Raw genomic sequence first — 25637 nt, forward strand, 5'->3', positions numbered from 1 at the left:
ATGAGACCCTTTCTTCCACTGCTGACCTTCATTACGGTCTTTTTGGGAAGTGGATTCTATTATCTGTGGCAGGGAGTGGACTTCGCTTTCTATCAATTGCCTTCTCCGGTCGCTACATTACCGGCGGTGATTCTGGCTTTCGTTCTTATGAAGGGAACCTTTGACCGAAAGTTGACAACATTCATGCAAGGCCTTGGGGATTTTAACGTTCTTACGATGTGCATGATCTATTTGTTGGCGGGGGCGTTCGGTTCCGTGGTGAAGGCCATTGGCGGAGTTGATGCCACGATTTACTGGGGATTGCAGGTGATTCCCGAAAGCCTGATGATTCCAGGTTTCTTTTTCCTGGCAGCGCTGATTTCAACGGCGATTGGAACCTCGATGGGAACTATTTCTGCCTTAGCTCCGATTGCCCTGGGGCTTTCCTCTGCTGGAGGCCTGGATAAGACCCTGGTGTTTGGTGCGCTTGTCGGAGGCGCCATGTTCGGGGACAACCTGTCCTTTATTTCCGATACCACGATTGCCGCCACACGTTCGCAAGGGGCTTCGATGCGTGACAAGTTCCGGGTGAACTTCGCCATCAGTCTGCCGGCGGCTGTTCTGACAATGATTCTTCTGTATTTCACGGTAAAATCAGGAACCGCAGTGCCGGTGAATTCGGCAGAGCTTTACAAAGCTCTGCCGTACGCGGTGGTTTTGATTCTTGCTTTGTTGGGTATGAATGTATTCTTGGTGCTGATGTTGGGAATAGTTTTGGCCGGAGCACTGGGATTGTTCTTTGCCGATTACACTGTTTTGCGCCTGGGCCAGGACATCTATGCTGGCTTTAAAGAAATGCAGGAGATTTTTCTGCTTTCAATGGTCATGGGTGGCCTGGGCCAGATGATGAAAGAGCAAGGGGGCATTCAGACCCTGAAGTCCTTGCTTAAGAAGATGCAGTTCCGAAATGCGCGGCTGGAAAAAATGTGGTCAGAATTCAGCATTGCCCTTTCGGTGTCTTTGGCAAACTTTGCCGTCGCCAATAATACGGTCGCCATTATCATCACCGGGGACCTGGCCCGCGAGGTTTCCAAGGCCGAAGGCGTTCCCCCGGCACGCAGTGCAAGTATTCTGGATATATATTCCTGTGTAGTCCAAGGGGTGATTCCCTATGGAGCGCAGATTCTGCTGGCCAGTCAGATGGCAAAAATTTCGCCGATGGATCTGGCCGGAAGTATTCATTATTGTTATCTGTTGGGCGCGCTTACATTTGTTTCGATGGTGTGGCGCAGTCGCCGTACGACCTGATGTCCATCATCCTTAAGGCACTTTGTCGTATACTGTTTTAAAGCAGGGGATTACCTTCCGTTGGATTTCTTCGGACTCTTCCGAAAGAATTATCAAAGTATAAAGGGGAATCTCATGTCATTGCTTAGAAATGTCATCGTTGTCTGGGCCGTTGTGGCTTCATGGACTGCTCAGGCCGCGGAAGTCGTTAAAGACAATTCGTTTCTGATTGAAGAGGCTTACAATCAGGATCCAGGCGTGGTGCAATTCATCCAGTCTTATCAGTACATGGATCCTTCCAACGAATGGACTTACAACTTTACCAACGAAATTCCCATGGGAAGCATGGATCACCAGTTTTCCTATGTGATTCCGGTGATGAAACTGAATGGGGCGGAAGACGACACCAATATCGGGGATGTTCTTCTGAACTATCGTTATCAGCTTATGAATACGGACCTGATTGCGATCGCACCCAGATTCACGCTGATTGTTCCCACTGGCGACTATAAAAAAGGCTTTGGCAGCGGGGTTGCGGGCTTTCAGTTTAATCAGGCGGTCTCTGTCACCCTGAGCGATCGATGGACCAATCATTGGAATGCCGGATTCACATTCACGCCGGATGCGAAAAATTCGGCAGGCGATACAGCCACCGTGTTTGGATTTAATTTCGGAACCAGCGTGATTTATAACGTCACCCCAAAAACAAATCTTTTGTGTGAGTTCGTCATGAACAGCAACGAAGTGGTTGTTTCCCAAGACGCCAAAGCTACCGAGCAGACTTATTATGTGGTGCCCGGAATTCGCACGGCCTTTGATGTCGGTGAAGAAACCGAGATCGTTCCGGGCGTGGGAGCCCTGCTGGGACTGGGGCCTTCTGCGGTGGAACATGAGCGCGGTGTGTTCGTTTATCTGTCCATCGAATCCAAGCTTTGGTAGCAGGGCCTGAGGCCTGTAAACAAACAAGCCTCGTGGTTGTTTCATTCACAATTTGCACACTTGTGGACAACCTGATGAAAAAAGTTTTTACACCAGAAAAAAGATTAAATTCCTAATGTGAGTCGACCGAAGACCTCTGTGAACGGAGGTCCCATGGTAGGAACCACAAAAATCACCAAGTTGCTATCGTTGTCAGGTCTGTTGGCAGCACTTTTGACCCTGGCGGCATGTGCGCCAGCAAACGATTTCCCAGCCATTGATGAAACCGGCAATGAAAGTGCATCGATCGTTCCGCCGACCACAGATGTGGAAGCTCCGGAAGAAGCCGGTGGCGATACCGGCCCGGGCAGTGGCAGTACTGTGACCAGTCAGAAGCTGTTGCTAAATCAGGCGATGACTTTGCGTTATGAAAAATCCGGCATCCTTGAAAACAAAGTGGAACTGCCTGCGGGAACTCAAATCGAAGTTCCGTCCAACTATGAAGTCAAACATCTGGATTACCGCACTTCCAGCGGGGCGCTGGAAAGATCCAGCACTGGTTTCTTGTATCCGGTGAAGATTGTGTCGGTGACCAACGCGTTTAAATCGCAGTTCCCACAAAGCAAGATTGATGAAATCAACAAAACTTCGGGTGGACTGTTTGTGTTTGCTTCGATTGTCGGAAACCTGGAAGGCACCGAAGGAAACTTTGCCGTGGTTCAGGCAGCCACGGCCGGAGAAGGCTTTTTGAAGCACTATCAGCCGAACGGAAAGCCCAAATTCAATTACGTCACCTCGGTCACCAAACGTTTTGGTGTGAAACTGAACAAGGGCCTCGATCCGGCTTCAATGACGACCGCTCAGCGTGAAAAGTATCAGAGCATATTCGCAGAATTGCAAAAAGCGGTGAACCGCGAAGTGGCCACGCCGAAATCGTACCTGATGGTGGATAAATCCATCGCCACCCAAAGATCCATCGACTTTGAAAAATCAGGGGTGATCACGACCACCGGTGCTTGGAGTATTGCGACTCAGGGCACAGCGGTTCGTCACGGTTTTTCGAATGTGCCTTGTGCTGAATTTCAGTCAGAGCTTTTGCGCCAGGCTTATCAGCGCGCGGGGTATCGCGTGACGGATGACTTTAATAAGACCAAAGGCAATCAGTTGATCTGGTCCAGCACTGCCGCCGTGGTGAACTATTCCATGGCGCTTTATAAGGCCGGCTGGATTGCCTGGGATTCCACAAAGTACAAACCGATTCTGGGTGCGATCATGATGAACGGTGCTGGATATACTCCGGGGCACACTTATATTTCAGGCAGCAATGACGGTTTGATCATCGTGGATAACGGCGCCCCGCAGGGCCGGGATTTAAGAAAGACAACAGACAAGACGATTTCCATCATGTTCCAAGTGGGGGTGTTCTTCCTTCCTCCGGGAATCAACCCGCCCGCTTGGTAAGCGTCAGCACATTTCCCAGCAGGCACAGAACCACACCAAGGACGATGTAAGGCGTCCACTGGAAGTTCTCAAAGAAGCTGGAAAGTGTCAGAGCAATCACCGGAGAAAGCACGCTGGTATAGGCGGCTTTCTCCGCTCCAATTCTGCCAGCCAGCGACAGATAGGCACCAAAAGCAATCACTGATCCGAACAAAGCCAGATAGAAAAGGGCGCCAAGGAAACGCGCATTCAGCGGGATGCTTAGATCATGCCCCAAAAACAAGGCGATGACCAAAGTGAACAGGCTGCCGTAAAGCATGCCCCAGGTGTTGGTGACCACCACTGGAATTTTTTGCTGATAGCTTTTTTGCGCAACCATATTTCCCAAGGATGCCGACAGGGTTGCCAGGAACCCCACCAAAAGACCCCAGATGGTTTTTGAGCTGGGATCAAAATTCAGAATCTCGTTCAGGAAAATAAAGATGATCCCCACACCACCCAGAAGTGATCCCCAGATCACATTGGGTGTGATGGGTTTTTTAAAGAACAGGCGCATGCCGAACATGTTGTAATAAACCAGTGCAGTGAAACTTAATGCCACCATTCCGGAACTGATCATGGTTTCAGCGGTATAGGTCAGCATATAGTTGATGGAAAACATCAAAACACCCTGGCCCGCGAACAGCAGATGATCTTTTTTGGAATACTTCAGGTTTTGTTTTTTCCAAAGGCAGAAGGCCCACAACAATCCTGCCGCCAGCAAAAAGCGCCAGAACACCGAAGTCACCGGTGATGCCGCATCAATCTGGAAGGTGATAACAAGCCAGGTGGATCCCCAGATCAGGGTGCAAATTGCGTATAAAATCAGATTCTCAAACCTTGCAGACATGGACGGAATTTAGCAGAAGGTCCAAAGAGGGTCACCGGATTCCTGTTGAATCGCAGTTTGGTTCATGAATCTTGTCAAAATTCCATAAGTCTTCTGCCGAAGGGCTTCGTGAAGGCGGATAATGGTGCTGTTAAAACAAAGGAGCATCTTATGGAACCGCAAAGATCGAACTTTGAAAAAACACCCAAACAGATTCCTAAACAAGAGAAAGTCTCGAAAACCATACAACGCCCTGAAGAAAAACCTGTGGTGCTGGCTGAAAGCGAAACTTCGCCCGCACAGTGGGTGTGTATGGTTGTGGGCGTGGCTTTTGTGCTGGTCGGAATGGCGGGCTTTGTTTTGCCAAACTTGTTTGGAATGCATCTGGGCTGGACCCATAACTTGGTACACATCTTCTCGGGTGTGGCAGCACTGTGGTTTGGGGTGAATAATTCACTGATTTCAGCCGAGCGCTTCAGTTACATCTTTGGGGCTATCTATGGAATGCTGGGGCTTGCCGGGTTCTTGTTCGGCTCCAACACCACGATGATTCCGCCAATGATGGACTATGATTCCTTCTGGTGGCGTTTGATTCCAGGATATCTTGAACTGGGAACTGCCGATCATATCGTGCACATTCTGATCGGGGCGGCGTTTGTGATCGGAGCCTGGTTGACGGCCAGAAAACTGGATCGTATGGCTCCGAAGGGAACCACCTGGCATTGATTTAAGAAATAAAAAAAGCCCCGGTTGTCCGGGGCTTGATCTGAAGGACTAGTCTTCGTCCTCATCTTCGTAATCGTCGTCTTCATCATCATCATCGTCGTCGTCATCATCTTCGTCTTCATCGTCCTCATCAGCTTCTTCGTCAGCCTCGATGCGGATCAACCAGCCCTCTTCATAAGGGTCTTCCATGATCAAAGATGGATCGTCAATAACCTGAGAGTTCACTTCCACCACAGTTCCAGAAACCGGAGTGTAGATGTCCAGTGGCCCGTCGTCAGTTTCCAAAGTGCCGATCACAACATCTTCTTCGACCTGTTCATTTTCTGCAGGCAAGTCCACAGAAGAAATGGATTCGAAGTCTTCAAGACCGTCTTCGTTGATACCGATAGTGATGAGTCCATCTTCCTTTCGGATCCACAGATAGCCCATAAAATTTCTTACGTCGTCAGATGCCATATTCTTTCCTTATCTAAATACTGAATCTAGTCCAGTGGTGCGAGCAAGCTCGCACCACATCCTCCGCGTGGCGGGGGGCGCGATTAGCAATCGTAGTACAAATGGAACTCGTAGGGAACCGGTCTTTGCTGAACCGGACGCACTTCTTTGTCGATTTTGTACTGAACCCAGGTTTCGATCAAGTCATCCGTGAAAACATCGCCTTTTTTCAGGAAGCTGCAGTTTTTCATCAGATGATTCAAGCTTTCTTCCAAAGTGCCCGGAACAGAAGGGATCGCCGCTGCTTCTTGAGGAGGCAGGCCGTAGATGTCCTTGTCCAGTGGATCACCTGGGTTGATCTTGTTGATGATACCGTCAAGACCCGCCATCAGGATGGCTGCTTCCGCCAGGTAAATGTTGGCAGATGGATCTGGAGTACGGAATTCAATGCGTTTTGCCTTCGGATTTGGACCGGAGTTCGGGATACGCATTGCCGCAGAACGGTTTTTGAAGCTGTAAGCCAGTTTTGTCGGAGCTTCAAAGCCCGGAACCAGACGCTTGTAAGAGTTGGTTGTCGGGTTGATGATACCGCAAAGAGCCGGAGCGTGTTTCAAAACACCACCGATATAGTACAAAGCCATTTCAGAAAGGCCTGCGTATTTATTGCCAGCAAACAGGTTTTTTCCGTCTTTCCACAGGGACATATGGATGTGCATGCCGGAACCATTGTCGCCGAAGATCGGTTTTGGCATGAAGGTCACAGTTTTACCGTAGCGTTTCGCCACGTTTTTCACGATGTATTTGAACCACATCATCTTGTCGCCCATATTCAGAGCGGTGTCGAAGCGGAAGTTGATCTCACCCTGGCTGGAGGCAACTTCGTGGTGATGACGTTCCACTTGCATGCCGCATCTTTCAAGCTCAAGGCAGATTTCGGTTCTTAGATCCTGCTGGGAATCTGTCGGCAGGGCCGGGAAGTAACCTTCTTTAGGGCGGATTTTGTAACCCAGGTTTTTACCGCCCTCGTCGCGTCCGGTGTTCCAGACAGCTTCGTCACTGTCGATCATATAGAAGGCAGAGTTGTTGGTTTGTTCGTAACGAATGTCATCAAAGATGAAGAACTCCGCTTCCGGACCGAAGTAAGCCGTGTCAGCAATACCGGTGGACTGCATGTAAGCAATGGCTTTTTTCACAACTTGGCGAGGGTCACGGTTGTAGGCTTGAAGTGTTTCAGGAAGGCAGACATCGCAGATCAAGGACAAGGTTGGAACCTGCATGAACGGGTCCATCATTGCAGTGGATGGATCCGGCATGATGATCATGTCTGACTCTTCGATGCCTTTCCAGCCGCGGATGGAGCTTCCGTCAAAGCCGTAGCCTTCTTCAAAAGCTTCAGCAGTCAGTTGGTGCAAAGGCACAGTCAGGTGCTGCCAGGTTCCGAGCATATCGCAGAACTTCAGATCCACCATCTTGGCGCCTTTTTCATTGGCGAACTTCAAAACATCTTTACCGGTCATCGTGAGCCTCCCTGGGGGGTTAAAAAAGCATAATCTAAAGAGCCTGCTCGTCCTTCTCACCGGTGCGGATGCGAAGGGCTGAGTCCACAGGAAGCACGAAGATTTTGCCGTCACCAATCTTGCCTGTGTGAGCTGTTTTGCGAATGGCTTCCACCGCGCTGTCAACCAGCGCTGAGGGAAGAACCACTTCAATTTTTATCTTTGGAAGAAAATCGACAACGTATTCGGCGCCTTTGTAAACTTCAGTGCGCCCTTTTTGCCGACCGAAACCACGAACTTCTGAGACAGTGATCCCCTCAACGCCGACCTCTGAGAGAGCATCGACCACATCATCAAGCTTGAAGGGTTTTATGATTGCCTCAATTTTTTTCATCTACTTCTTTGTTCGGGAAAACGAACTTCTAAATTTGGATTTTCAAAAGGATAGCAAAGGAACTCAGGAATGCAAAAACTAGAAAGGTCATTTATTTTTTTTAATTTCGTAATAACGCAGACCAGTAAGTGTCACTCCTTGGAAAAAAAGAAAAAGCGCTGCCAATGCGGCTTGCGGTGCCATGTGGTTTTTGGTACACACGGGACCTCATTTTCGGAAAATCAAACTTTGTTGTCGTACTCGGGGGGGATAATGACTACAACGCGTTTTTTCGTTTACGGTTCTTTTTGCGAGGGCATGGTCCATTTCGGCAAGATCCAGAATTTCGTGGAATCTTCAGTATTTGCAAGGGTTAAGGCGACAGCCTACCGCTTGAAAGTGGGTTTCCCGGCGATGGTCAAAGGGGGATCTGACCTGGTTCCGGGACAACTGATTGAGCTTAAGGGATCCGATCTATTGCTGAGCCTGATGGATGAATTCCACGGCTACAATCGCCTGGATCCGGACAAGAGCCTTTACTCCAGAGAAGAGATCGAAGTGCATCCGGAAGGCATGTCCGCTCCGGTGAAAGCTTGGATCTATTTCCTGAATCCTCTGAAGCTGCCGGTGAATGCCACCGTGATTTCAGGCGGCGACTGGAGACGCTCCATGGAAGAACAGCCGGTGCTGACTTCCAAACTGAGTGACAAGCAGGTCACTTATATTCAGAGACTGGGTCGCTCCTCTGGCCGGGAGATTGTACCGATTGATTTGACGCTCTATCGCGAGCTGATGAATCTTGAGCTGATCGTCGATAAAGGTCGTCGACTGGCGCTGTCCAAACTGGGCCAAGAGGTTTACAGACACCTTGCTTAATTCTCAGAAACTTTTCCGCATTGTTCTTATCGAGCCCGAAATCCCGCAAAACACCGGAAATATCGGGCGCACGTGTGTTGGTACCAACTGCGAACTGCACATTGTGGGAAAGATGGGCTTTGAGATCAACGACACCAACTTGAAGCGGGCGGGGCTGGATTACTGGCCTCACCTGACGTGGTATCGCCACGAAACCTTCGAGGACTGGTGGAAACACGTCGAAGATCCATCCCGCATCTGGCTTTTCACCACCAAGACCCAGCGCACCTATTTTGAACCTCAGTATCAATCCGGAGATTGGTTCGTTTTTGGTAAAGAAACGAAGGGTCTTGATCCTGAATTCCTGCAAAAGCACCCGGAACAAACCGTCACCATTCCCATGATCGGTGAGGGCGCGCGTAGCCTGAATCTGGCTACCAGTGTGGCGATCGCCGCTTACGAGGGGCTTCGTCAGGTTCAATTTTCATTGCGATAGTTTAAGGCTTTAGTCGAGGTCGCCTCATAAGAAAGTCTTAGAAATACTTAGTAAAATCGCGTCAATGACGCATCCAGAAATTGCCCCCTTACCTTGCCGCTTATGTCAATTTGGGTCTATCCTCATAGGCTATGGTTACACAAATTTTGACAAAAATGTTCGGAACGAAGCACGACCGTGAGATGAAAAAGATCCAGCCTACTGTGGATCGTATCAATGCCCTGGAACCTCAGATGGCAGCTCTTACGGATGATCAACTCAAAGCCAAGACTCCTGAATTTCAAGAGCGTCTGAAGAAAGGCGAAACAGTTCACGATATCCTGCCGGAAGCATTTGCGGTCTGCCGTGAAGCCTCTAAGCGTGTATTGGGAATGCGCCACTATGACGTTCAGTTGATCGGTGGTTATGTTCTGAATCGCGGCAACATCGCCGAGATGAGAACGGGTGAAGGTAAAACCCTGGTGGCAACACTGCCGGTTTATCTGAACGCTCTTACTGGCCGTGGTGTGCACGTAGTAACTGTGAATGATTACCTGGTTCGTCGTGATGCCGAACACATGGGTCGTCTTTACGGCTGGCTGGGTCTTACCACTGGTATCATCGTTCACGGTCTGAACGATCAGCAGCGCAAACAGATGTATGCTTGTGACATCACTTACTGCACAAACAACGAACTGGGCTTTGATTATCTTCGCGACAACATGAAGTTTGATTTGAACGACTATGTTCAAAGACCTCACTATTATGCCATCGTCGATGAGTGCGACTCCATTCTGGTCGATGAAGCGCGTACCCCGCTGATCATTTCCGGTCCTGCGGAATCCTCCACGGACAAATACTATGCTGTGAATCAGATCATCCCGCACCTGAAGCGCGATGTTCATTTCAACATGGAGGAAAAATCCAAAACAGCTTCCCTGACTGACGCCGGAAACGCGAAAGTCGAAGAGCTGATGGGTCTTTCCAATCTTTACGATCCTCAAAACATCGAGATCCTGCACCACGTGTATCAGGGTTTGAAAGCTCACTATCTGTATCGTCTTGATGTGGAATACATGATCAAAGACGGCGAGATCGTGATCGTTGATGAATTCACCGGTCGTTTGATGCCGGGTCGTCGCTGGAGCGATGGTCTGCACCAGGCCATCGAAGCCAAAGAAGGCGTTGAAGTTAAGTCTGAGAATCAGACTTTGGCGACCATCACCTTCCAGAACTACTTCCGTATGTACGACAAACTGTCGGGCATGACGGGTACAGCTGATACTGAAGCTGTCGAGTTCAAAAAAATCTACAATCTTGACGTGAACGTGATTCCGACCAACCGTCCGATTCAGCGGGCCGATCAGGAAGACGTGGTTTACAAGTCTGAAAAGGCGAAGTTCAAAGCCATCACTGCCGACATCAAAGAACGTATGGCCAAGGGTCAGCCGATTCTGGTGGGTACTGAATCCATCGAAAAATCCGAAGCTTTAAGTTCTTTCCTGCGCAAAGAAGGCGTTAAGCACGAAGTTCTGAATGCGAAACACCACGAACGCGAGGCGGAAATCATCGCTCAGGCGGGTCGTAAGGGTGCAGTGACCATCGCCACCAACATGGCCGGTCGTGGTACTGACATCATGCTGGGCGGTAACGCCGACATGCTGGCAAAAGCGCAGGTGGGTAACGATGATTCTCCGGAATTCGCGGAAGCGGTTCTGAAAATCAAACCTCAGGTCGAAGCGGAGCGCGCGGAAGTTCGCTCTGTCGGTGGTTTGTACATCATCGGTACTGAACGTCACGAATCCCGCCGTATCGACAACCAGTTGCGTGGTCGTTCCGGTCGTCAGGGTGATCCGGGCGAATCCAGATTCTATCTGTCCCTGGAAGACAAATTGATGAGAATCTTCAACGGTGAGCGCATCCAGAAGATCATGGAAATGCTGAACATCCCTGAAGATGAACCAATCACAGCAAAAATGGTGACCAACGCGATCGAAGGCGCTCAGCGCAAGGTCGAAGGCCACAACTTTGATATCCGTAAAAACCTGATGGAATACGACTCTGTGATGAATGCACAGAGAAACGCGATCTACGGCATGCGCCGCAAGGTTCTGGAAGGTCAGGAAATCGAAAGAACCACTTTGGACTGGCTGGGTGATGTTGTTTCCAATCTTTTGGACACTCACATTCCTGAAGGCGGCAAAAAAGAAGAGTGGAGCCTGGAAGGTCTTAATAACTCCCTGGCACAAAGCTTCGGTTTCAAAATCGATTTCACGACTATGGCGGTGAACACTGAAACTGTCACAGACGGCGTGAAATCCGGCGTGAAAGAAGTTTGGGATCGTCAGAAAAATTCCATGGGTCCGTTCTTTGAACAGGTTCAGAAAATGATCCTTCTTCAAAGCATCGATCATCACTGGAAAAACCACTTGTACGTGATCGACAAACTGAAAGAGGGTATCTCTTTGCGTGGTTACGCTCAGAAAGATCCTTTGATCGAGTACAAAAAAGAGGCGTTCAAAGCCTTTGAAACCCTGAACAACACCATCAAGTCTGATGCGATCGAAAAAGTGATGCGCGTTCAATTGGTGGCTCAGCAGAACGAGCAGGAAGTTTTGGAAAGCCTGCGTCCGGAAGAAGCAGACCTGGATGAATTGGATTATTCATCTCCAAGCGAAGCGGACATCGGCCACAGCCTGCCAGAGACTGAAGATGCTCCAAAGCGCAAGATGACCTTCCAAAGCGGCCCTCGTGACGACCGTCCGATGAACCGTGAAGAGCGTCGTCGTCAGGAAAAAGACACGAAGGGAAAAAGATAATTGGCTTCTTGTCCAAGTTGCCACCAGCCGGTAGAGATTCTTGATAAGCATCTGGGGACTCTTTTCACGTGTTCCCACTGCAATGCGGTTTTCTTTGTCGACTGGAATGGACAGCCAGAGTTGGCACAACACGAGCCGGAGCCAGAAACTCCGGCCGAGTCGTTTTCAGAGCCTGCACAAAGCTTTCAAAACGGCACCGACTTCCAGGGTGGACAGGAATTTGTCCCTTATACTCCCGATAATTCAATCCCGGAACAATCCTATCAGGATCAGCCGTATTCCAGCGATCCGCAGTATGCTGAGCAGGCTTACGAGCCTTCTCAAGATCCGGGGATGAATGCGCCTCCGCAGGACAATGTTTCTTACTCTGAACCTGTCGAGGTTCCGGGTGACGTCCCTCCAGCGGAAGAAGCCCCCTACGATTTCAGTCAGACTTTGGATTCGGTGAATTCTCAGCCGATGGCAGAACCTGCACCGATGTCTTCAGACACGGCGGATTTTTCTGATGTCACTGATTTTGCCAACGCCGACACGGCGGTGGGCCCACTGGCTTACACGGTCACGATTGATGGGATTGAATCCAGTCGTTTGGTGACCCAGCTTCGCGAGGCGATGACTGATTCCCGCTTTGGCTGGGATGTGACGGATCTGCTGTCGCACGTGGGCGGCGGAAGGCTTGTATTACGTGGGCTGACCCCGGCTAAAGCATCTGTCCTTATCAACCGAATAAAGTATCTGCCTTTTAAAATTTCCTGGAGGCAAGATGTCCTGTCTGGTTCCTAAAATTTCGTTAAGCTTTTTGACAATTCTTTTGTCTGCTTCCGTGGCTTTGGCCAGCGGGGGGGAAGAGCATGGCGGAGGCCACGGCGAAAAAAAGGAAGCGGCCCCGAAAGAGGTCAAATCCCGCGAAGAAAGCTATGGCGTGGTTCAGGCGCGGGTGGCGGCTTTGGAAGCCAAGATCAAGGCCGGGGAAACTGAAATTCAGAAACTGATTCTGGAAAAACAGCACACCAAGGACCCCGCCAAGGTGAATGAGATTCTGGGCCACATGATGACCTTGCACAAGGACATGGCAAAGAATCTTAAAGACTACGACAAAGAAAGAACTTTGCTGAAATACCGCTATCCTGAAAAGGGTCTGGCGGATAAGCGCGAATACGAGCGCATTGATTTAAAGACCATCGAAGAAATGGAAAATCAGATGAGCCTGGGTTCATCCGTGAAACGCACCCTGAAGAAGGTTCGCAGTCAGTACGACACACCGGAAGATGTAAAAAAGGTGGAAGCCTCTGAGGCTGCTGACGGGCATAAAAAGTCCGCCCCTCAGGCCCCGGCCAGTCTGACCGATCCGGTCATCCTGAAAAAATAAAAAACCCTGTCCCAGTTTGAGACAAAAGAAAGTTGCTCGCTTTCGAGGAACGGGCGAAGCTGGTACCTTAGAAGAATGGGGGAAGTATGCTCCGATATGCGGCTATACCGTTGATTTCGCTTGGCCTGATGCTGTCTGCCTGCCAGACATCCATGCTGAAGCAGTTTGAAGAAATCACGCCAGGAATGGAAAAAGACGACGTTCTGGATCTGATGGGAAGCCCCACCCAAACTCAAAGATTTCATGGCAAAGACCGTTGGACTTATGTGTTCTATGATAAGCGCATCAAGTTTGTGAAAGAAGTGCAGTTCTTTGAAGGCAACGCCATCTATGTTGGTGATATCTGGCAGCCGCCGGCAGAAAAGAATGCCGTGGCTCTGGATTCATTGAACGATCGCAAGAACCGCGAGATCGACGAACAGATTGCCCGCGATGTTGAAGGTCACCGTCGTTCCTATGATGAGTATGAAAAGAAATCAAAGGGCGAGGACAAGGTTCGTTATGTTCCGGATTTCGAGCCGGTTCGTTAAGGCAGGTTTTACTGACCCTGGGGCAATACCAGGGGTTCACCCAAGACAGAGATCACTTCATAACCGGTGATCTCTAAAGTGTCTGAAGCATCTTTTCCATAAAACTTCACGCCGGTCCAAGCCCACTCGCGCGGCCATTCATCCACGACATTGCGGAAGAAGATTTTGCCACCTTCACGAATGCCGGGGGCGGTGATGTCGAATTCAAAGTCACTGACCGGGCTTGCAAAGATCCGTGCAAACGGAATCGGGAAGGCTGCGATGTGATTCTGATCATCGCTGACCACGCAAGGAATTCGCACGACCATCTTCGGAATTTCACCGGAAATCGCCACGCCTTCTGCCGAGAACAAAAGATCCACGGTCGGATAGCGGTCACACACAAATACGCGGGACCCGGCAGGGCTTTTCATCAGGAACAGACCCAGCTTGATGCCGGGGCCATCGCTGAACTGATCCACTTCGACATTTTTTAGAATCTGGTATTTGAAGGCTTTTTTAAATTCTTCAGGGGATGCTTCGCTCAAATCGAAACTGTCAGAGATCGTGCCCACCGAACTTAATCCACCGTCGGAGGCGACTTTGCGTTTCGGCGAAAGTTTCTCGTTCAGAGTGTGCAATATAAACGGAAGAGCCGCCATCAGTAAGATCAGGCTCATCATGCGCGACATTTTTTGTGGCGGTGACTTTTGTCTCTTCATATTAATACTCGCACTTTATTGTATCACGATCCGCCTGAGTCAGGGTGTTGCGGATTGTGTCTGAACTTAGAATACTCCACATAACGCTGGCTATGGTGTTGTCGCGGTGTTTGAGACCCAACACATGTCCCAGTTCGTGCACCATCAAACTTTCCAGATGCACACCCGAACCCATAGACGGGGTGTCGTAAGTAAAGAAGTTAAAGAACTGATCGTTCAGAATCAGATCCGCTTCATAGATCTGGTTCGAGCGCCAGTACAGGGTCGTTAAAGCCTGATAGTTCTTTTTCGGAGCTTCCTGCCAGGGCCACGCTGTCAGGACGTGTACGGTGCTTTTGGCATCCTTGGCGGCGGCGTTGGCCTGGGAATCTGTCACGTGACTGAAGGTGAACAAAGTCATCCCGGCAGCGTCGTTCCAGTGCTGGGCGGCTTTGTTAAGCGCATCTTCGTATTCAGCCGGATAGCTGCTGTGAAGTTTTAATTTTACCGGAATGTTGGATTTCCAGGAAACACGCTGACCGTAAGAGTTCTGTACGAATCCGCAGTCGGCTTGATTTTCACTGGCTAATAGATCGTCGTCGCCGGGCCCAAGATTGGGGCCTTTTTCGCAGGCGCACAAAGATAGAAGGGTGAAAGAAAGGACGATCCACTTGAACATATACTTGTCAGTTTACACGAGTTTTATACGCGCAACCTGACAAGAAATGAATACTCGACCTAGGACCTATCTATAGAAGGACGCGATGTCGTCGTCGTTGCGAATATACGTTTTGAAATCTGGGGACACATAGCTGGACTCATGGATTTTGCCCATTGGACAATTTTCCAAGCCCGCCAAGGTTTCGCCATTCCAGCCACAAGCCCCGACATACCAAGCCATCTGGCTGTAATCGACTTTGTAAGCAACAACGACAGACCCTTTAAAGATCGCCACAACTTCTTCCAAAACAGTTTTACCGTCAGCGTGATAGTCACCTTGCAACACAGTGTCCATCCAGATGAAGGCTTGCTTGTCAGAGATGCGCTCAAGTCTTTCGAACTGGAACTTTGTCAGGAAGGAATCACGCACACCGTTGGTGTAGATGATTCTTTCGCGGTAAGGCTTTGCGCATTCTGCAGATTTGCAGACGGTTTTGTAGTCTTCGATCAAGTCATAGAATTTGTTCGCGCCCACGAATTGCTTGTCAGCAAAGGCATTGAAGGAAATCAGATTTACGGCCAACAAAAGGCCCGTCATCAGCTTTTTCATAAAAAGTCTCCGTTTAGGTGGACCTTGTATAACTCCGGCCCGGGAGTTTGTATAATTTAAAATGCGGAACTGCTGGCTAGATACTTTGATTCACCGTTTCCGCAAGGACGCGTTTCAGGATCTTGCCACTGTCGCCTTTGGGAAGGCTTGGCAAAAACACGAAATGCTTGGGAATTTTGAATTTAGCAAGGTTCTGAACGCAGTGCTGGTGCAGGGTTTCCGGCGTCAGGTCATTGCTGCTGCGAACCACAAAGGCCTTTCCAACCTCGCCCCATTTGTCGTCCGGAACGCCAATGACGGCGGCTTCCAGAACCCCTGGGTGGGTGCGCAGTATCTGCTCAACCTCTGGAGGATAAACATTTTCGCCGCCGGAAATGAACATGTCTTTTTTGCGGCCAACGACGTAGTAATATCCTTCTTCATCGCGACGGACCAGATCACCGGTGTATAGCCAGCCTTCCTTGATGGTGTCTTGCGTGGCCTTTTCGTTGTGCCAGTAGCCCTGCATGATCATCGGACCGCGCAATAACAATTCGCCCACCTGATTCGCTCCCAGTTCGCGGCCTTCGGGGTCGACAACTTTGGCTTCAGTATAGAAATTAGGAAAACCGATAGAGCCGATTTTGCGAAGGGCGTCTTCTTCATTCAAAGAAAACACATTCGGGCCAAACTCGGTCAGGCCGTAACCCTGGCGCACCGGAACGCCTTTTTGATCCCAGGTCTTGATCAGCTCCAAAGGCATGGGTTCGCCGCCGACAATGGCATAGCGGATGTTTTCTAAGTTGGTGTCGGTGAAGCGCGGGGATCTTGCCATCATTTCCATGGTGGTCGGAACGCCAAACAGCAATGTCGCTTTTTCTTTTTCACTTAAAGACAAAATCTGTTCAGCGTCGAATTTTTTCAAGAACACGACTTTGGCACCACGATGAATGAACGGCGTCGTCAAAACATTCCAGCCACCGGTGTGGAAGAACGGCAAAAAGATCACCGTGCAGTCGGTTTGCGAGATATTTAATCGCAAGGTTGTGTTGATCGAGTTCCAGAAGATCATTTTGTAAGTCAGGATGGCGCCTTTCGGGGAACCAGTTGTGCCTGACGTGTAAAGGATCATCGCCGGGTCATTTTCCTTGGGCACAAAAGGAACTTCCCCCTGTGCTGGCGGGCTTAGCAGGTCCGCAGCGAAGCTGTCTGGTCCCTGCATTAGATAGTGTCTGGTGCCGGGAAGGTTTTCGACGATGTCGCGATACGTTTCCTGGAACAGAACCAGCTTTGGGGAAGAGTCGGTGATGATGTGGTTGACCTCTCGCTGGGTCAGTCGGAAGTTGACTGGAACCATGATGGCACCCAGGCGTTGCAAGGCAAAGAACAGGAACACATATTCCAGCTCGTTGGTGGCCAGAACCGCCACGCGATCGCCTTTGCAGATGCCAAATTTTTCGTGCAGCACGTGTGCTCCGGCATTGGCCAGATCAAAAAATTCAGCATAGGACAATTCACGGCCCGTATCGCCATCTTTAATGGCGATATTTTTCGGTGAATAAAGCTTCCAGCGTTTCAGCCAATCCAGTTCCATCATTACCTTCTCGTGGATTAAGTGTCGTATCCCCATTCCAGAGCCAGTGCAGCCATGCTCATACCACCGCCAGAGCCCAACATAAAGACCAAGTCGCCTTTTTTCATTTTTTTCTGGTTGGCTGCATCCGCCACCGCCATGCCGATGCTGGCAGAGCCGGTATAACCAAAGCGGTCCATCACGTAGTGAGCGCGATCCCGCGGCAGCTCCAATTTATCCAGCGTTTCGTAAATGCTTTGCACGTTGAACTGGGTGATGAAGAAGTGCTTGATATCAGAAGGCTTCTTCTGGATGCGATCCAACAAAATATTAGTCAGACGCGGCCAGTGAATGCCGTTGGTTTCAGGGGGAATGCGTTTAGGGAAGGTCAGCAGGTGACCTTTGTTTTCTACAACCTGGTGGGTGACCGGCTGGGCGGTGCCTCCGGCATAGATGCCCATATAGTCATGATACTGACCATCGGTGTACATCTGACTGTCGATGAATCCTGAATTGTCTTTGGATGGCTGCAGAATCACCGCACCCGCGCCATCGGCGAACAGGGAGGCAATTTTGTAATCATCAAAGTTCAGATACTTGGACATCGCATAGGCGCCCACCACCAGAACATTTTTGTATTTGCTGTCAGCGAAAATATATTTGGAAGCGATATCACAACCCACAACAAAACCCGCGCACGCGGTGTTGATGTCATAAGTTCCTGCATTCACTGCACCCAGGCGGTAAGCCACCACCGAGGCGGTGGACGGGGAAAGATAATCGGGTGTGTCGGTAGAGACAATAATAAGATCCAGATCTTTCGCCGTGATGCCGGCGGTTTTCATTGCCTGTTCGGCAGCGGGCAGAATCAAATCAGACGTGCGCTGATCTTCAGTCATCCAGCGGCGTTCCTTGATGTTGCGGTTTTCCGCTAGGAAGGTTCCGATGTCTTTTTTGTAAAGATCATTGAAATATTGATTGGTGATCACACGCTCAGGCGCGTACATCCCGGTCCCTGCAATTGTCGCTTTTCTTGTCGTTGTCATCATTTAATCCTTTGCGATTTCGCTTATCTACAATTCAATTTCGCAACTTTGGCAAGAAAAGAAATTTAGAGCATTAACTCTATACTCCGAGCGAAAAAGTGCTTTTTCCTTTGACGGACCGGGGGCCTGTCGGGGTACTTCAAGTGCATGACAAATATTAATTTCGATTTCAAAAACAAAAATGCCATCGTAACCGGCGGAGCGTCCGGAATCGGTTTTCAAATCACTAAAAGCTTTTTGGAAGCCGGTGGAAATGTTTCCATCTGGGATTATTCTGAAGCAGCTTTGCAAACTGCCAAATCTGAATTTGCAAAATACGGATCTCAGATTCACATCGCGCAAGTTGATGTGGGCAATCGTGATTCCGTAGCGAAAGCCGCGGCGTCTTTGCCATGGGCTGTGGATATTCTTGTGAACAACGCAGGTATCACCCGCGACAAATCTTTTGCAAAGATGTCACCTGAAGACTGGGATGCGGTCATCAATACCAATCTGACAGGTTTGTTCAACGTCACAAAATCTGTTTTGGAAAAATTCAATCCGAACTCCAGCAGCAAACGCATCATCAATATCGCGTCTGTTGTGGCGCTTTACGGAAACTTCGGTCAGACCAATTACGTGGCGGCAAAAGCCGGTGTGATCGGTATGTCCAAAACATGGGCGAAGGAACTGGGTCGCAAAGGTTTCACTTCCAATGCGATTGCTCCGGGGTTTATCGCCACGGCAATGACCAAAGCGATGCCGGCTGAAGTGCTTGACGGCATGAAGGCGAAAGTTCCAGTGGCGCGTTTGGGTGAAGTGGAAGACATCGCCAATGCATGTCTGTTCCTGTCCAGCGAGCAGGCGGGTTATATCAACGGCGCGGTGATCAGCGTTGATGGTGGTTTGGTTCTTTAATGATCTGACAACTTTTTTATAAGGAGTGACTTCGATGAGATTTCTGTTCTTGGCTTTGAGTGTCTTGGTATCAGGTTTCTTTGTGTCCTTGGAATCTTTGGCAAAGGCTGAAGCATTCAAAGGCTTCGTTCAGGTTGCTCCGCAAAAAGAGTTGTTTGTGGATTATGTTCCCGCCAAAGAAAAACAGCCCACGGTTGTTTTGATCAATGGCCTGACTTACAGCACCCGTCAGTGGGATTCTTTTGTGAATGCTCTGCTGGCAAAAGGTCTCGGCGTTTTACGCTATGATCCGATCGGCCAAGGGCAGACGTTGCTGAAATATGCGCCGGTGGTGGCGCCGATTCCGGTGCAGGATCAGGTCGCTGATCTTAAGGCGCTTTTGGAGAAAATGAATTTAAAAGGTCCTTACAATTTAGCAGGACTGTCTTATGGCGGTGGTGTGGCTGCGGGCTTCACCGCCGCTTATCCATCTCTGGTAAAAAATCTGATCATGATGGCGCCGTTCACGCGTCCGCTGGATGGTCAGGATCAGTGGATCCGTGCGCAGATCTGGGCGACTCGCCAGATCTTCCCGTTTAATAAAATGTCGGATGATGATTTGTATGATTACTATCTGCATCAGATCATCTATGCGACTTATCCGCAGGCAGAACCCATTGTGCTTGAAAATCCATTCAAACTGGAAGCCACCTTCCGTCTGGTTCAGGGTATTCGCAAATACCGCCCTGTCGATCTGACAGATTCCATTCCGGCAAAGTCACTGCATTTGTTGATTGCGCGCCAGGATCAATACATCAACACCAGTGTGCTGGACGAATACTGGGATGCAGTTCCGGAAAAAGCCCGCGCCAGTCGTTTGTATATCAATGGTTCCGAACACAAGATGGTGGAAGCGGTTCCGAATTTCACGGCAGCCTGGGTTTATCAGATCGTTACGGGTAACAAAAAACTTTCTGAAGGCCGCGACTTTGAAGGTTATCCGTTCCGCGGTGAAGTTCGCAGCGGGCAGGAAGAAATTCAGGTGGGTCGCGAATGATTCACCATGAAATCGTCGACGGACTGGTTCCGGAAAGTGTTTTCTTCATCCATGGAAATCTGGCTTCCAATCGCTGGTGGTATCCGGCGCAGGAGTTCTGGGAAAAACACGCGGCAGGAAAAAGCTATTCCGGTTCTTTGATTTACGCTGAATTCCGCGGGTGCGGTAAAAGTGCCGCTCCCAAAGACAGCAGTGAAGTTGACATGCACCTGTTTGCCGAGGATTTCATCGCGTTGCTTAAGAACTTGAATAAGGGTCCGTATCACCTGGTGGGTCATTCCACCGGGGGGCTGATTGCGGCGCTGATGTTGTCAAAAGCACCCACTCTGTTTAAAAAAGCGGTTCTGCTGGATCCTGTCGGGGCACAAGGCGTCACGTTTGATGCTTCGATGATCACCGCGTTTGAGCAGATGAAGCAGGACCGCGCGCTGACGGCGGCAGTGATTGGATCCACGATTCATAATAATAATCCTCAATCCCAATATTTTCAGGAAGTGGTGGTGGCGGACGCCTATAAGGCTGTGCAAACCATCGGTCACTGGGTGCTTAAAGCCCTTGATGGGCTTGATGTTCGCGAGGATTTGAAGTCCGTGGAACATGAAGTTCTGGTGCTGCACGGGGAGCACGACAAGCTGCTTTCTGAGGGTGATTCTCAAGCTCTGGCGGCTCTATTTTCGCGTGGTAAATTTGCGCAAATTCCTGACTTAGGACATTGTCCAAATATCGAGAATCCTGAAACCTTTGTGAACATCACTCGGAGTTACCTGTTTTAGTGATGGCGTGGCGCATTGCGCCGCGCAATTTCAACTCGACCGGGTCGGCTTAATAGGTTGCCCATCAGCCTGTTTTCGGTTAGTTATCGTTTAATATATTACAATACTGTGACAAAACTACTTTGCGTCCCCCAGGGAGTGCCAACCTATGTCTGAGCCTAGAGATGAGTATAACCGTAGTGGTCTGCTGGCGTTTGCCTTTTCAATGGTATTCGTCTGTGCATTCTTCGTTTACATCGTTGCGATCAATAAAGGTGTTGATCTTGGCGAAAACGTTGTAGATCCAAATGCCCCTGCAGTAGAGGGTGCTATTCCTGTCTTCGATATCACCAAAGTTCAGGATCCTTGGGTTTCCACTCCAGAAATGGTTACTTACGGTAAGAAGTTCTACTCCACAAACTGCGCTATGTGCCACGGTAACGAAGGCAAAGGCGACGGTGCTGCGGGTGCATCTTTGAATCCAAAACCACGCAACTTGGTTGAAGGTAAATGGACTCAAGGTGAAGGCGTTATCGCTCACTTCAAAGTTTTGCAAAATGGTATCAAAGGTTCTTCCATGGCGGCTTACTCTCATTTCAAGCCGGCTGATCGTTGGGCTGTGATCCATTTCATCGATTCTATCACTGAAAATAAATCCAAAGACGATCCTGCTAAAGTTGCTGAGTTTGCAAAAACCGCACAATAATTAAGGGTTTAATTAATGCTTGCCAATGAGCTGGTATTGAAAACAAGAACAATGGGAACGGTGCTTACAACGGCCGTTCTTGTTTTGTTTTCAGCAGGTGCTCAAGCCTACGACGGCAAGCCGGCTCCGAAGGTTGCCAGCGAGCAGCCCAAAGAGCTTGAAGGCGTGGGTATCGACGAAAAGTTGGGTTCTAAAATCGACCTGACTTTGAAAGTGAAAGACGACAATGGCCAGGAAGTGGCGCTGGGGTCTTTCTTCGACGGTAAACATCCGGTGATCATTTCGCCGGTGTATTTTTCCTGTCCGGGTCTTTGCAACTTCCATTTGAACGGTCTGACAGACGCGCTCAAGTTGATGGAAAAAGATTGGACGATTGGTAAGAAGTTTAAGCTGCTGTCTGTGAGTTTTGACTCAAAAGAGACTCCCGACTTGGCGGCAAACAAAAAACAGACTTACATGAAGCTGTATGACCGTGCCGGAGCTGAAAAAGAATGGCACTTCATCACGGCGGACGAGTCCACAGTGCAGGCTTTGACGCAGGCTCTGGGATTCAAGTTCAGATGGGACGAGACGGCTCAGGAATGGGCACACGCTTCAGCGGCGATTGTGATCACGCCGGACGGAACGATCTCGCGCTATCTGCCGGGGATTATGTTTAATCCTCAGGACATCAAGATTGCTTTGAACGAAGCGACCGATGGCAAAATCGGAACCTTCGTCGACAGCTTGGTGCTTTATTGTTTTAAGTATGACCCACATCAAAGCAAGTACACGCTTGTTGCCTTCAACGTAATGAAGATGGGCGGAGCGGTGATGGTTTTGGTGATGGTAATTTGGTTATTGCCTGTATGGATTCGCTCTCGCAGAGAGCAGAACAATACGGCGGGGAGATAAAGGTACATGATGTGGTTTAATATTGCGAAGGCCCAATCCTTCATGCCCACGCAGGGAACCGAGATTGCGAAGCAGGTCGACAATCTTTATGGATTCTTGCTTGTAACAAGTTTGATCGCCTGCGTCCTTGTGATCGGTGGGATGATCTATTTCGTTTGGAAATACAGACGTAAGTCTCCAAACGACAAAACAGCCTATATCTCTCACAACACAGCGTTGGAGTTCCTGTGGTCATTCATTCCACTGGTTATCTTCCTGGCTGTGTTCGGTTGGGGCTGGTACATCTATCACCAAATGCGTGCGATGCCTGAAAATGCGTTGGAAATCAACGTGATCGGCAAGCAATGGGCTTGGGAAGTTGAATACAAAAACGGTTACAAAACCGTGAATGAAGTGGTTGTGCCTATCAATCAGGACGTCAAAATTCTTTTGACGGCTGCAGATGTGCTACACTCCTTCTATGTTCCGTCTTTCCGTATTAAACAGGATGCGATCCCGGGCCGTTACACGGCTTTGTGGTTCAAAGCTGACAAGCTGGGTGAATTCCACCTGTTCTGTACTGAGTATTGCGGTACTTCTCACTCCGGCATGATCGGTAAGTTGAGAGTTGTTTCCCGCGAAGACTTCGACAAATACCTTGAGCAAGGTCAGGAAGAAAGATTCCTGCCACTGGCTGAAAAAGGTAAAAAATTGTTTGCGGTTAAAGCCTGCGCGTCCTGCCACGCGGTGGATCACCCGGGAGCAATGGTCGGTCCTTCTTTGTTCCAGAAATTCGGTCACGAAGAAGTTATGGATGACGGCACCAAGATCATGTTCGACGAAAACTACATTCGCGAATCCATCCTTGAGCCAAATAAACACATCGTTAAAGGCTTCCCTAAGGGCGTAATGCCCACCTTCCAGGGTCAGCTGAACGAAAACGAACTGAGTGCTCTTGTCGAGTACGTCAAGAATCTGAAGTAAGGAGTTGAGCATGGCGAACACTAAAGCTCACGGCGACAACTATATCAATTTTGAAAAAGGCATCTGGTCCTGGCTGACTACTGTCGATCATAAACGTATCGGTTTGATGTACTTCATCACTGTTATGTTCTTCTTCCTTATCGGTGGAATCATGGCTTTGTTGCTTCGTTTGGAGCTTTTTGCTCCGAATGCGGCTCCGAACGTGGGTCAGATCCTGGCAAACGGTGACGTTTACAATCAGGTGATGACGTATCACGGGGCGATCATGGTCTTCATGGTTATCGTTCCTGGTATCCCGGCGATCCTGGGTAACTTCTTCCTGCCTTTGCAAATCGGCGCGAAAGACGTGGCCTTCCCAAGAATCAACCTGCTGAGCTGGTACTGCTTCATGGCGGGTGCGATCCTGGCGATTGCAACTTTCTTCACTACTAAGATCGACACGGGTTGGACGTTCTACACTCCATATTCTATCAGAACGGGTACAGCGACGGCGATGATGGTTCTGGCAGCCTTCATCATGGGTATGTCCTCCATCCTGACAGGTCTGAACTTCATCGTGACCGTGCACAAGCTAAGAGCTCCGGGCATGACCATGCACCGTATGCCTTTGTTCATCTGGTCTTTGTATGCCACAGCGATCCTTCAGATGTTGGCGACTCCGGTTCTGGGTATCACATTGCTTCTTTTGGCAGTGGAAAGATTCCTGGGTATCGGTATCTTCGATCCTAAACTGGGTGGTGACCCGGTATTGTTCCAGCACTTCTTCTGGTTCTACTCTCACCCTGCGGTTTACATCATGATCATCCCGGCAATGGGTATCATCTCTGAGCTGATCACGACCTTCTCCAAAAAAGTCATCTTCGGTTACACGGCGATTGCATACTCTTCTTTGGGTATCGCGGCGGTGTCCTTCTTCGTTTGGGGTCACCACATGTTCGTATCCGGTCAGTCTGAAACTACCGGTATCGTGTTCTCTTTCCTGACAATGCTGGTTGGGGTTCCGACAGCGATCAAGATGTTCAACTGGGTTGCGACGTTCTACAAAGGTTCTGTGGAATTCCGTTCTCCGATGTTGTACGCCCTGGGCTTCATGTTCCTGTTCGCCATCGGTGGTGTGACAGGGGTTATGTTGGCTACACTTCCAATCGACGTTCACTTCCATGACACTTACTTCGTGGTAGCTCACTTCCACTACGTGATGGTGGGTGGTACTTTGATGGCGTTGATGGGTGGTTACTACTACTGGTTCCCGAAAATGTTCGGCAAGATGTACAACGAAACCACAGCTCGTATTTCCTTCGTGTTCATCTTCATCGGTTTCAACGTGACCTTCTTCCCTCAGTTCATCCTGGGCGCGATGGGTATGCCACGTCGTTACTTCGATTACATCCCGGCTTACGAGAATCTGAACAAGATCTCCACAGTGGGTTCCTGGTTGATCCTTATCGGCTTCCTGGTTGGTCTGTACACGATCGTTCAGGGTCTGATGAAGGGTGAAAAAGCTCCGATGAATCCTTGGGGCTCCAAAACTTTGGAATGGCAGACGTCCTCTCCACCTCCACACGACAACTTCAGTGTTGAACCAGTAGTAACAGCGGGGCCTTATGAGTACAGATAATACAGTTCACGGCGCTCACACAGCACACGTAGCTCACCACTTTAAAACGGCTGAGCAACAGTATTCCTCTGGTAAAGAGGGTATCTGGTTGTTCATGCTGACAGAGATCCTGATGTTCGGTGCGATCTTTGTTGGGTATGCTATCTATCACAACATGTATCCAGCGATGTTCGCTGAAGGCGCATCTTCCCTAGATTGGAAGATGGGTTTCGTGAACACCCTGGTTCTGATCTTCTCGTCCTTCACAATGGCGATCTCGATTTCCTTCATCCAGAAGAACGAGCAGAAAAAAGCGGTCCTTGCCCTGGCAACGACAGTTCTTTGCGGCGCGATCTTCATGGTGATCAAGTACTTCGAATACCAGCATAAATTCCACCTGGGTCTGTTCCCGGGTAAATTCCTGGATGTCGCGAAAGTGGGCGCAGAGCACGCAAACCTTGGTTTGTACTTCGGCTTCTACTACGTAATGACAGGTCTGCACGGTATCCACGTATTGTTGGGTATGGGTCTGATCACTTGGTGTTTGATCCGCACTATCCGCGGTGATTTCCACAGTCAGTACTGGATCGTTGTTGAAGGTGTTGGTTTGTTCTGGCACATCGTCGACTTGATCTGGATCTTCCTATTCCCTCTTCTTTATTTGGTGGGGTAAC

At 49.5% G+C, this 25637-nt stretch carries 27 protein-coding genes; 18 read left to right on the forward strand and 9 right to left on the reverse strand.

What is annotated here, in order from left to right:
- The 3 genes from BDT_RS01315 to BDT_RS01325 all read left to right on the forward strand — a co-directional run bounded on the left by BDT_RS01315 (position 1) and on the right by BDT_RS01325 (position 3645).
- Positions 1–1287 carry a Na+/H+ antiporter NhaC family protein gene (locus BDT_RS01315; protein WP_041576806.1) on the forward strand — a complete coding sequence of 429 codons (1287 nt, stop codon included), beginning with the start codon at positions 1–3 and terminating at the stop codon, positions 1285–1287.
- A gap of 114 nt (positions 1288–1401) precedes the next feature.
- Positions 1402–2205: a transporter gene (locus tag BDT_RS01320; protein WP_015089453.1), complete on the forward strand. Its 804-nt coding sequence runs from the start codon at positions 1402–1404 to the stop codon at positions 2203–2205.
- A 153-nt stretch (positions 2206–2358) separates the two neighbouring features.
- On the forward strand, positions 2359–3645 hold the full coding sequence (locus BDT_RS01325; protein ID WP_015089454.1) for a hypothetical protein: 1287 nt from the start codon (positions 2359–2361) through the stop codon (positions 3643–3645).
- Here BDT_RS01325 and BDT_RS01330 read toward each other — a convergent pair.
- A complete protein-coding gene (locus BDT_RS01330; protein ID WP_015089455.1) occupies positions 3626–4513 on the reverse strand; it encodes a DMT family transporter in 888 nt (295 codons plus the stop codon). The genes BDT_RS01325 and BDT_RS01330 overlap by 20 nt on opposite strands.
- A 150-nt stretch (positions 4514–4663) precedes the next feature.
- Here BDT_RS01330 and BDT_RS01335 point away from each other — a divergent pair, with 150 nt between their 5' ends.
- Positions 4664–5218 carry a DUF4383 domain-containing protein gene (locus tag BDT_RS01335; protein ID WP_015089456.1) on the forward strand — a complete coding sequence of 185 codons (555 nt, stop codon included), beginning with the start codon at positions 4664–4666 and terminating at the stop codon, positions 5216–5218.
- 48 nt (positions 5219–5266) lie between these two features.
- Here the strand turns inward: BDT_RS01335 and BDT_RS01340 are convergent, their stop codons facing one another.
- The 3 genes from BDT_RS01340 to BDT_RS01350 all read right to left on the reverse strand — a co-directional run bounded on the left by BDT_RS01340 (position 5267) and on the right by BDT_RS01350 (position 7543).
- Positions 5267–5674: a glycine cleavage system protein H gene (locus BDT_RS01340; RefSeq protein ID WP_041576808.1), complete on the reverse strand. Its 408-nt coding sequence runs from the start codon at positions 5672–5674 to the stop codon at positions 5267–5269.
- A gap of 83 nt (positions 5675–5757) precedes the next feature.
- Entirely contained in the window at positions 5758–7170 is a 1413-nt protein-coding gene (glnA, locus tag BDT_RS01345) for a type I glutamate--ammonia ligase (RefSeq protein WP_015089458.1), read from the reverse strand.
- A 34-nt stretch (positions 7171–7204) separates the two neighbouring features.
- A complete protein-coding gene (locus tag BDT_RS01350; RefSeq protein WP_015089459.1) occupies positions 7205–7543 on the reverse strand; it encodes a P-II family nitrogen regulator in 339 nt (112 codons plus the stop codon).
- Positions 7544–7795: 252 nt separating this feature from the next.
- Here BDT_RS01350 and BDT_RS01355 point away from each other — a divergent pair, with 252 nt between their 5' ends.
- The 6 genes from BDT_RS01355 to BDT_RS01380 all read left to right on the forward strand — a co-directional run bounded on the left by BDT_RS01355 (position 7796) and on the right by BDT_RS01380 (position 13570).
- The gene (locus BDT_RS01355; protein ID WP_235046219.1) at positions 7796–8398 is read left to right on the forward strand and encodes a gamma-glutamylcyclotransferase family protein; all 603 of its coding nucleotides are present in this window, start codon (positions 7796–7798) and stop codon (positions 8396–8398) included.
- A complete protein-coding gene (locus BDT_RS01360; RefSeq protein WP_015089461.1) occupies positions 8391–8873 on the forward strand; it encodes a tRNA (cytidine(34)-2'-O)-methyltransferase in 483 nt (160 codons plus the stop codon). The genes BDT_RS01355 and BDT_RS01360 overlap by 8 nt, the downstream gene beginning before the upstream one ends.
- 131 nt (positions 8874–9004) lie before the next feature.
- Entirely contained in the window at positions 9005–11671 is a 2667-nt protein-coding gene (secA, locus tag BDT_RS01365; protein WP_041576812.1) for a preprotein translocase subunit SecA, read from the forward strand.
- Positions 11672–12454: a hypothetical protein gene (locus BDT_RS01370; protein WP_015089463.1), complete on the forward strand. Its 783-nt coding sequence runs from the start codon at positions 11672–11674 to the stop codon at positions 12452–12454.
- Positions 12435–13040 carry a hypothetical protein gene (locus BDT_RS01375; RefSeq protein ID WP_015089464.1) on the forward strand — a complete coding sequence of 202 codons (606 nt, stop codon included), beginning with the start codon at positions 12435–12437 and terminating at the stop codon, positions 13038–13040. Before BDT_RS01370 ends, BDT_RS01375 begins: the two co-directional genes overlap by 20 nt.
- Before the next feature lie 86 nt (positions 13041–13126).
- Complete coding sequence (locus tag BDT_RS01380) at positions 13127–13570, forward strand: outer membrane protein assembly factor BamE (RefSeq protein WP_041576814.1); 444 nt, start codon at positions 13127–13129, stop codon at positions 13568–13570.
- An 8-nt stretch (positions 13571–13578) separates the two neighbouring features.
- On the opposite strand, the gene BDT_RS01385 is transcribed toward BDT_RS01380, so the two are convergent.
- The 5 genes from BDT_RS01385 to BDT_RS01405 form a co-directional block, all read right to left on the reverse strand.
- On the reverse strand, positions 13579–14271 hold the full coding sequence (locus BDT_RS01385; RefSeq protein ID WP_041576816.1) for a hypothetical protein: 693 nt from the start codon (positions 14269–14271) through the stop codon (positions 13579–13581).
- A 1-nt stretch (position 14272) separates the two neighbouring features.
- Positions 14273–14929: a matrixin family metalloprotease gene (locus tag BDT_RS01390; protein ID WP_015089467.1), complete on the reverse strand. Its 657-nt coding sequence runs from the start codon at positions 14927–14929 to the stop codon at positions 14273–14275.
- Between the two features lie 66 nt (positions 14930–14995).
- Positions 14996–15520 (reverse strand): hypothetical protein, encoded by a 525-nt coding sequence (locus tag BDT_RS01395; protein ID WP_015089468.1) that lies wholly within the window; start codon positions 15518–15520, stop codon positions 14996–14998.
- Between the two features lie 76 nt (positions 15521–15596).
- The gene (locus BDT_RS01400; protein WP_015089469.1) at positions 15597–17096 is read right to left on the reverse strand and encodes an acyl-CoA synthetase; all 1500 of its coding nucleotides are present in this window, start codon (positions 17094–17096) and stop codon (positions 15597–15599) included.
- A gap of 14 nt (positions 17097–17110) precedes the next feature.
- Positions 17111–18121, reverse strand: a complete 1011-nt coding sequence (locus tag BDT_RS01405; protein WP_015089470.1) for a ketoacyl-ACP synthase III — start codon at positions 18119–18121, stop codon at positions 17111–17113.
- A gap of 144 nt (positions 18122–18265) precedes the next feature.
- Here BDT_RS01405 and fabG point away from each other — a divergent pair, with 144 nt between their 5' ends.
- The 8 genes from fabG to BDT_RS01445 all read left to right on the forward strand — a co-directional run bounded on the left by fabG (position 18266) and on the right by BDT_RS01445 (position 25636).
- A complete protein-coding gene (gene fabG, locus BDT_RS01410; protein WP_015089471.1) occupies positions 18266–19015 on the forward strand; it encodes a 3-oxoacyl-ACP reductase FabG in 750 nt (249 codons plus the stop codon).
- A gap of 34 nt (positions 19016–19049) precedes the next feature.
- Positions 19050–20051, forward strand: a complete 1002-nt coding sequence (locus tag BDT_RS01415; protein WP_235046220.1) for an alpha/beta fold hydrolase — start codon at positions 19050–19052, stop codon at positions 20049–20051.
- The gene (locus BDT_RS01420; protein ID WP_015089473.1) at positions 20048–20824 is read left to right on the forward strand and encodes an alpha/beta fold hydrolase; all 777 of its coding nucleotides are present in this window, start codon (positions 20048–20050) and stop codon (positions 20822–20824) included. Before BDT_RS01415 ends, BDT_RS01420 begins: the two co-directional genes overlap by 4 nt.
- Positions 20825–20972: 148 nt before the next feature.
- On the forward strand, positions 20973–21509 hold the full coding sequence (locus BDT_RS01425; RefSeq protein WP_041576818.1) for a c-type cytochrome: 537 nt from the start codon (positions 20973–20975) through the stop codon (positions 21507–21509).
- 36 nt (positions 21510–21545) lie between these two features.
- The gene (locus BDT_RS01430) at positions 21546–22403 is read left to right on the forward strand and encodes an SCO family protein (protein WP_235046221.1); all 858 of its coding nucleotides are present in this window, start codon (positions 21546–21548) and stop codon (positions 22401–22403) included.
- Between the two features lie 6 nt (positions 22404–22409).
- Positions 22410–23366 (forward strand): cytochrome c oxidase subunit II, encoded by a 957-nt coding sequence (gene coxB / locus BDT_RS01435; protein WP_015089476.1) that lies wholly within the window; start codon positions 22410–22412, stop codon positions 23364–23366.
- Positions 23367–23376: 10 nt separating this feature from the next.
- A complete protein-coding gene (gene ctaD / locus BDT_RS01440) occupies positions 23377–24984 on the forward strand; it encodes a cytochrome c oxidase subunit I (RefSeq protein WP_015089477.1) in 1608 nt (535 codons plus the stop codon).
- The gene (locus BDT_RS01445) at positions 24971–25636 is read left to right on the forward strand and encodes a cytochrome c oxidase subunit 3 family protein (protein WP_015089478.1); all 666 of its coding nucleotides are present in this window, start codon (positions 24971–24973) and stop codon (positions 25634–25636) included. Before ctaD ends, BDT_RS01445 begins: the two co-directional genes overlap by 14 nt.
- The last annotated feature ends 1 nt before the right edge of the window (position 25637 follow it).

The sequence above is a fragment of the Bdellovibrio bacteriovorus str. Tiberius genome, from assembly GCF_000317895.1.
In the GTDB taxonomy this organism is placed as follows: domain Bacteria; phylum Bdellovibrionota; class Bdellovibrionia; order Bdellovibrionales; family Bdellovibrionaceae; genus Bdellovibrio; species Bdellovibrio bacteriovorus_F.

Bases quoted from the DNA above. Each gene is read 5' to 3' on its own strand.
- BDT_RS01315 (WP_041576806.1), top strand. From the start codon at position 1: ATGAGACCCTTTCTTCCACTGCTGACCTTCATTACGGTCTTTTTGGGA.
- BDT_RS01320 (WP_015089453.1), top strand. From the start codon at position 1,402: ATGTCATTGCTTAGAAATGTCATCGTTGTCTGGGCCGTTGTGGCTTCA.
- BDT_RS01325 (WP_015089454.1), top strand. From the start codon at position 2,359: ATGGTAGGAACCACAAAAATCACCAAGTTGCTATCGTTGTCAGGTCTG.
- BDT_RS01330 (WP_015089455.1), bottom strand. From the start codon at position 4,513: ATGTCTGCAAGGTTTGAGAATCTGATTTTATACGCAATTTGCACCCTG.
- BDT_RS01335 (WP_015089456.1), top strand. From the start codon at position 4,664: ATGGAACCGCAAAGATCGAACTTTGAAAAAACACCCAAACAGATTCCT.
- BDT_RS01340 (WP_041576808.1), bottom strand. From the start codon at position 5,674: ATGGCATCTGACGACGTAAGAAATTTTATGGGCTATCTGTGGATCCGA.
- glnA (WP_015089458.1), bottom strand. From the start codon at position 7,170: ATGACCGGTAAAGATGTTTTGAAGTTCGCCAATGAAAAAGGCGCCAAG.
- BDT_RS01350 (WP_015089459.1), bottom strand. From the start codon at position 7,543: ATGAAAAAAATTGAGGCAATCATAAAACCCTTCAAGCTTGATGATGTG.
- BDT_RS01355 (WP_235046219.1), top strand. From the start codon at position 7,796: ATGACTACAACGCGTTTTTTCGTTTACGGTTCTTTTTGCGAGGGCATG.
- secA (WP_041576812.1), top strand. From the start codon at position 9,005: ATGGTTACACAAATTTTGACAAAAATGTTCGGAACGAAGCACGACCGT.
- BDT_RS01375 (WP_015089464.1), top strand. From the start codon at position 12,435: ATGTCCTGTCTGGTTCCTAAAATTTCGTTAAGCTTTTTGACAATTCTT.
- BDT_RS01380 (WP_041576814.1), top strand. From the start codon at position 13,127: ATGCTCCGATATGCGGCTATACCGTTGATTTCGCTTGGCCTGATGCTG.
- BDT_RS01385 (WP_041576816.1), bottom strand. From the start codon at position 14,271: ATGAAGAGACAAAAGTCACCGCCACAAAAAATGTCGCGCATGATGAGC.
- BDT_RS01390 (WP_015089467.1), bottom strand. From the start codon at position 14,929: ATGTTCAAGTGGATCGTCCTTTCTTTCACCCTTCTATCTTTGTGCGCC.
- BDT_RS01395 (WP_015089468.1), bottom strand. From the start codon at position 15,520: ATGAAAAAGCTGATGACGGGCCTTTTGTTGGCCGTAAATCTGATTTCC.
- BDT_RS01400 (WP_015089469.1), bottom strand. From the start codon at position 17,096: ATGATGGAACTGGATTGGCTGAAACGCTGGAAGCTTTATTCACCGAAA.
- BDT_RS01405 (WP_015089470.1), bottom strand. From the start codon at position 18,121: ATGATGACAACGACAAGAAAAGCGACAATTGCAGGGACCGGGATGTAC.
- fabG (WP_015089471.1), top strand. From the start codon at position 18,266: ATGACAAATATTAATTTCGATTTCAAAAACAAAAATGCCATCGTAACC.
- BDT_RS01415 (WP_235046220.1), top strand. From the start codon at position 19,050: ATGAGATTTCTGTTCTTGGCTTTGAGTGTCTTGGTATCAGGTTTCTTT.
- BDT_RS01420 (WP_015089473.1), top strand. From the start codon at position 20,048: ATGATTCACCATGAAATCGTCGACGGACTGGTTCCGGAAAGTGTTTTC.
- BDT_RS01425 (WP_041576818.1), top strand. From the start codon at position 20,973: ATGTCTGAGCCTAGAGATGAGTATAACCGTAGTGGTCTGCTGGCGTTT.
- coxB (WP_015089476.1), top strand. From the start codon at position 22,410: ATGATGTGGTTTAATATTGCGAAGGCCCAATCCTTCATGCCCACGCAG.
- ctaD (WP_015089477.1), top strand. From the start codon at position 23,377: ATGGCGAACACTAAAGCTCACGGCGACAACTATATCAATTTTGAAAAA.
- BDT_RS01445 (WP_015089478.1), top strand. From the start codon at position 24,971: ATGAGTACAGATAATACAGTTCACGGCGCTCACACAGCACACGTAGCT.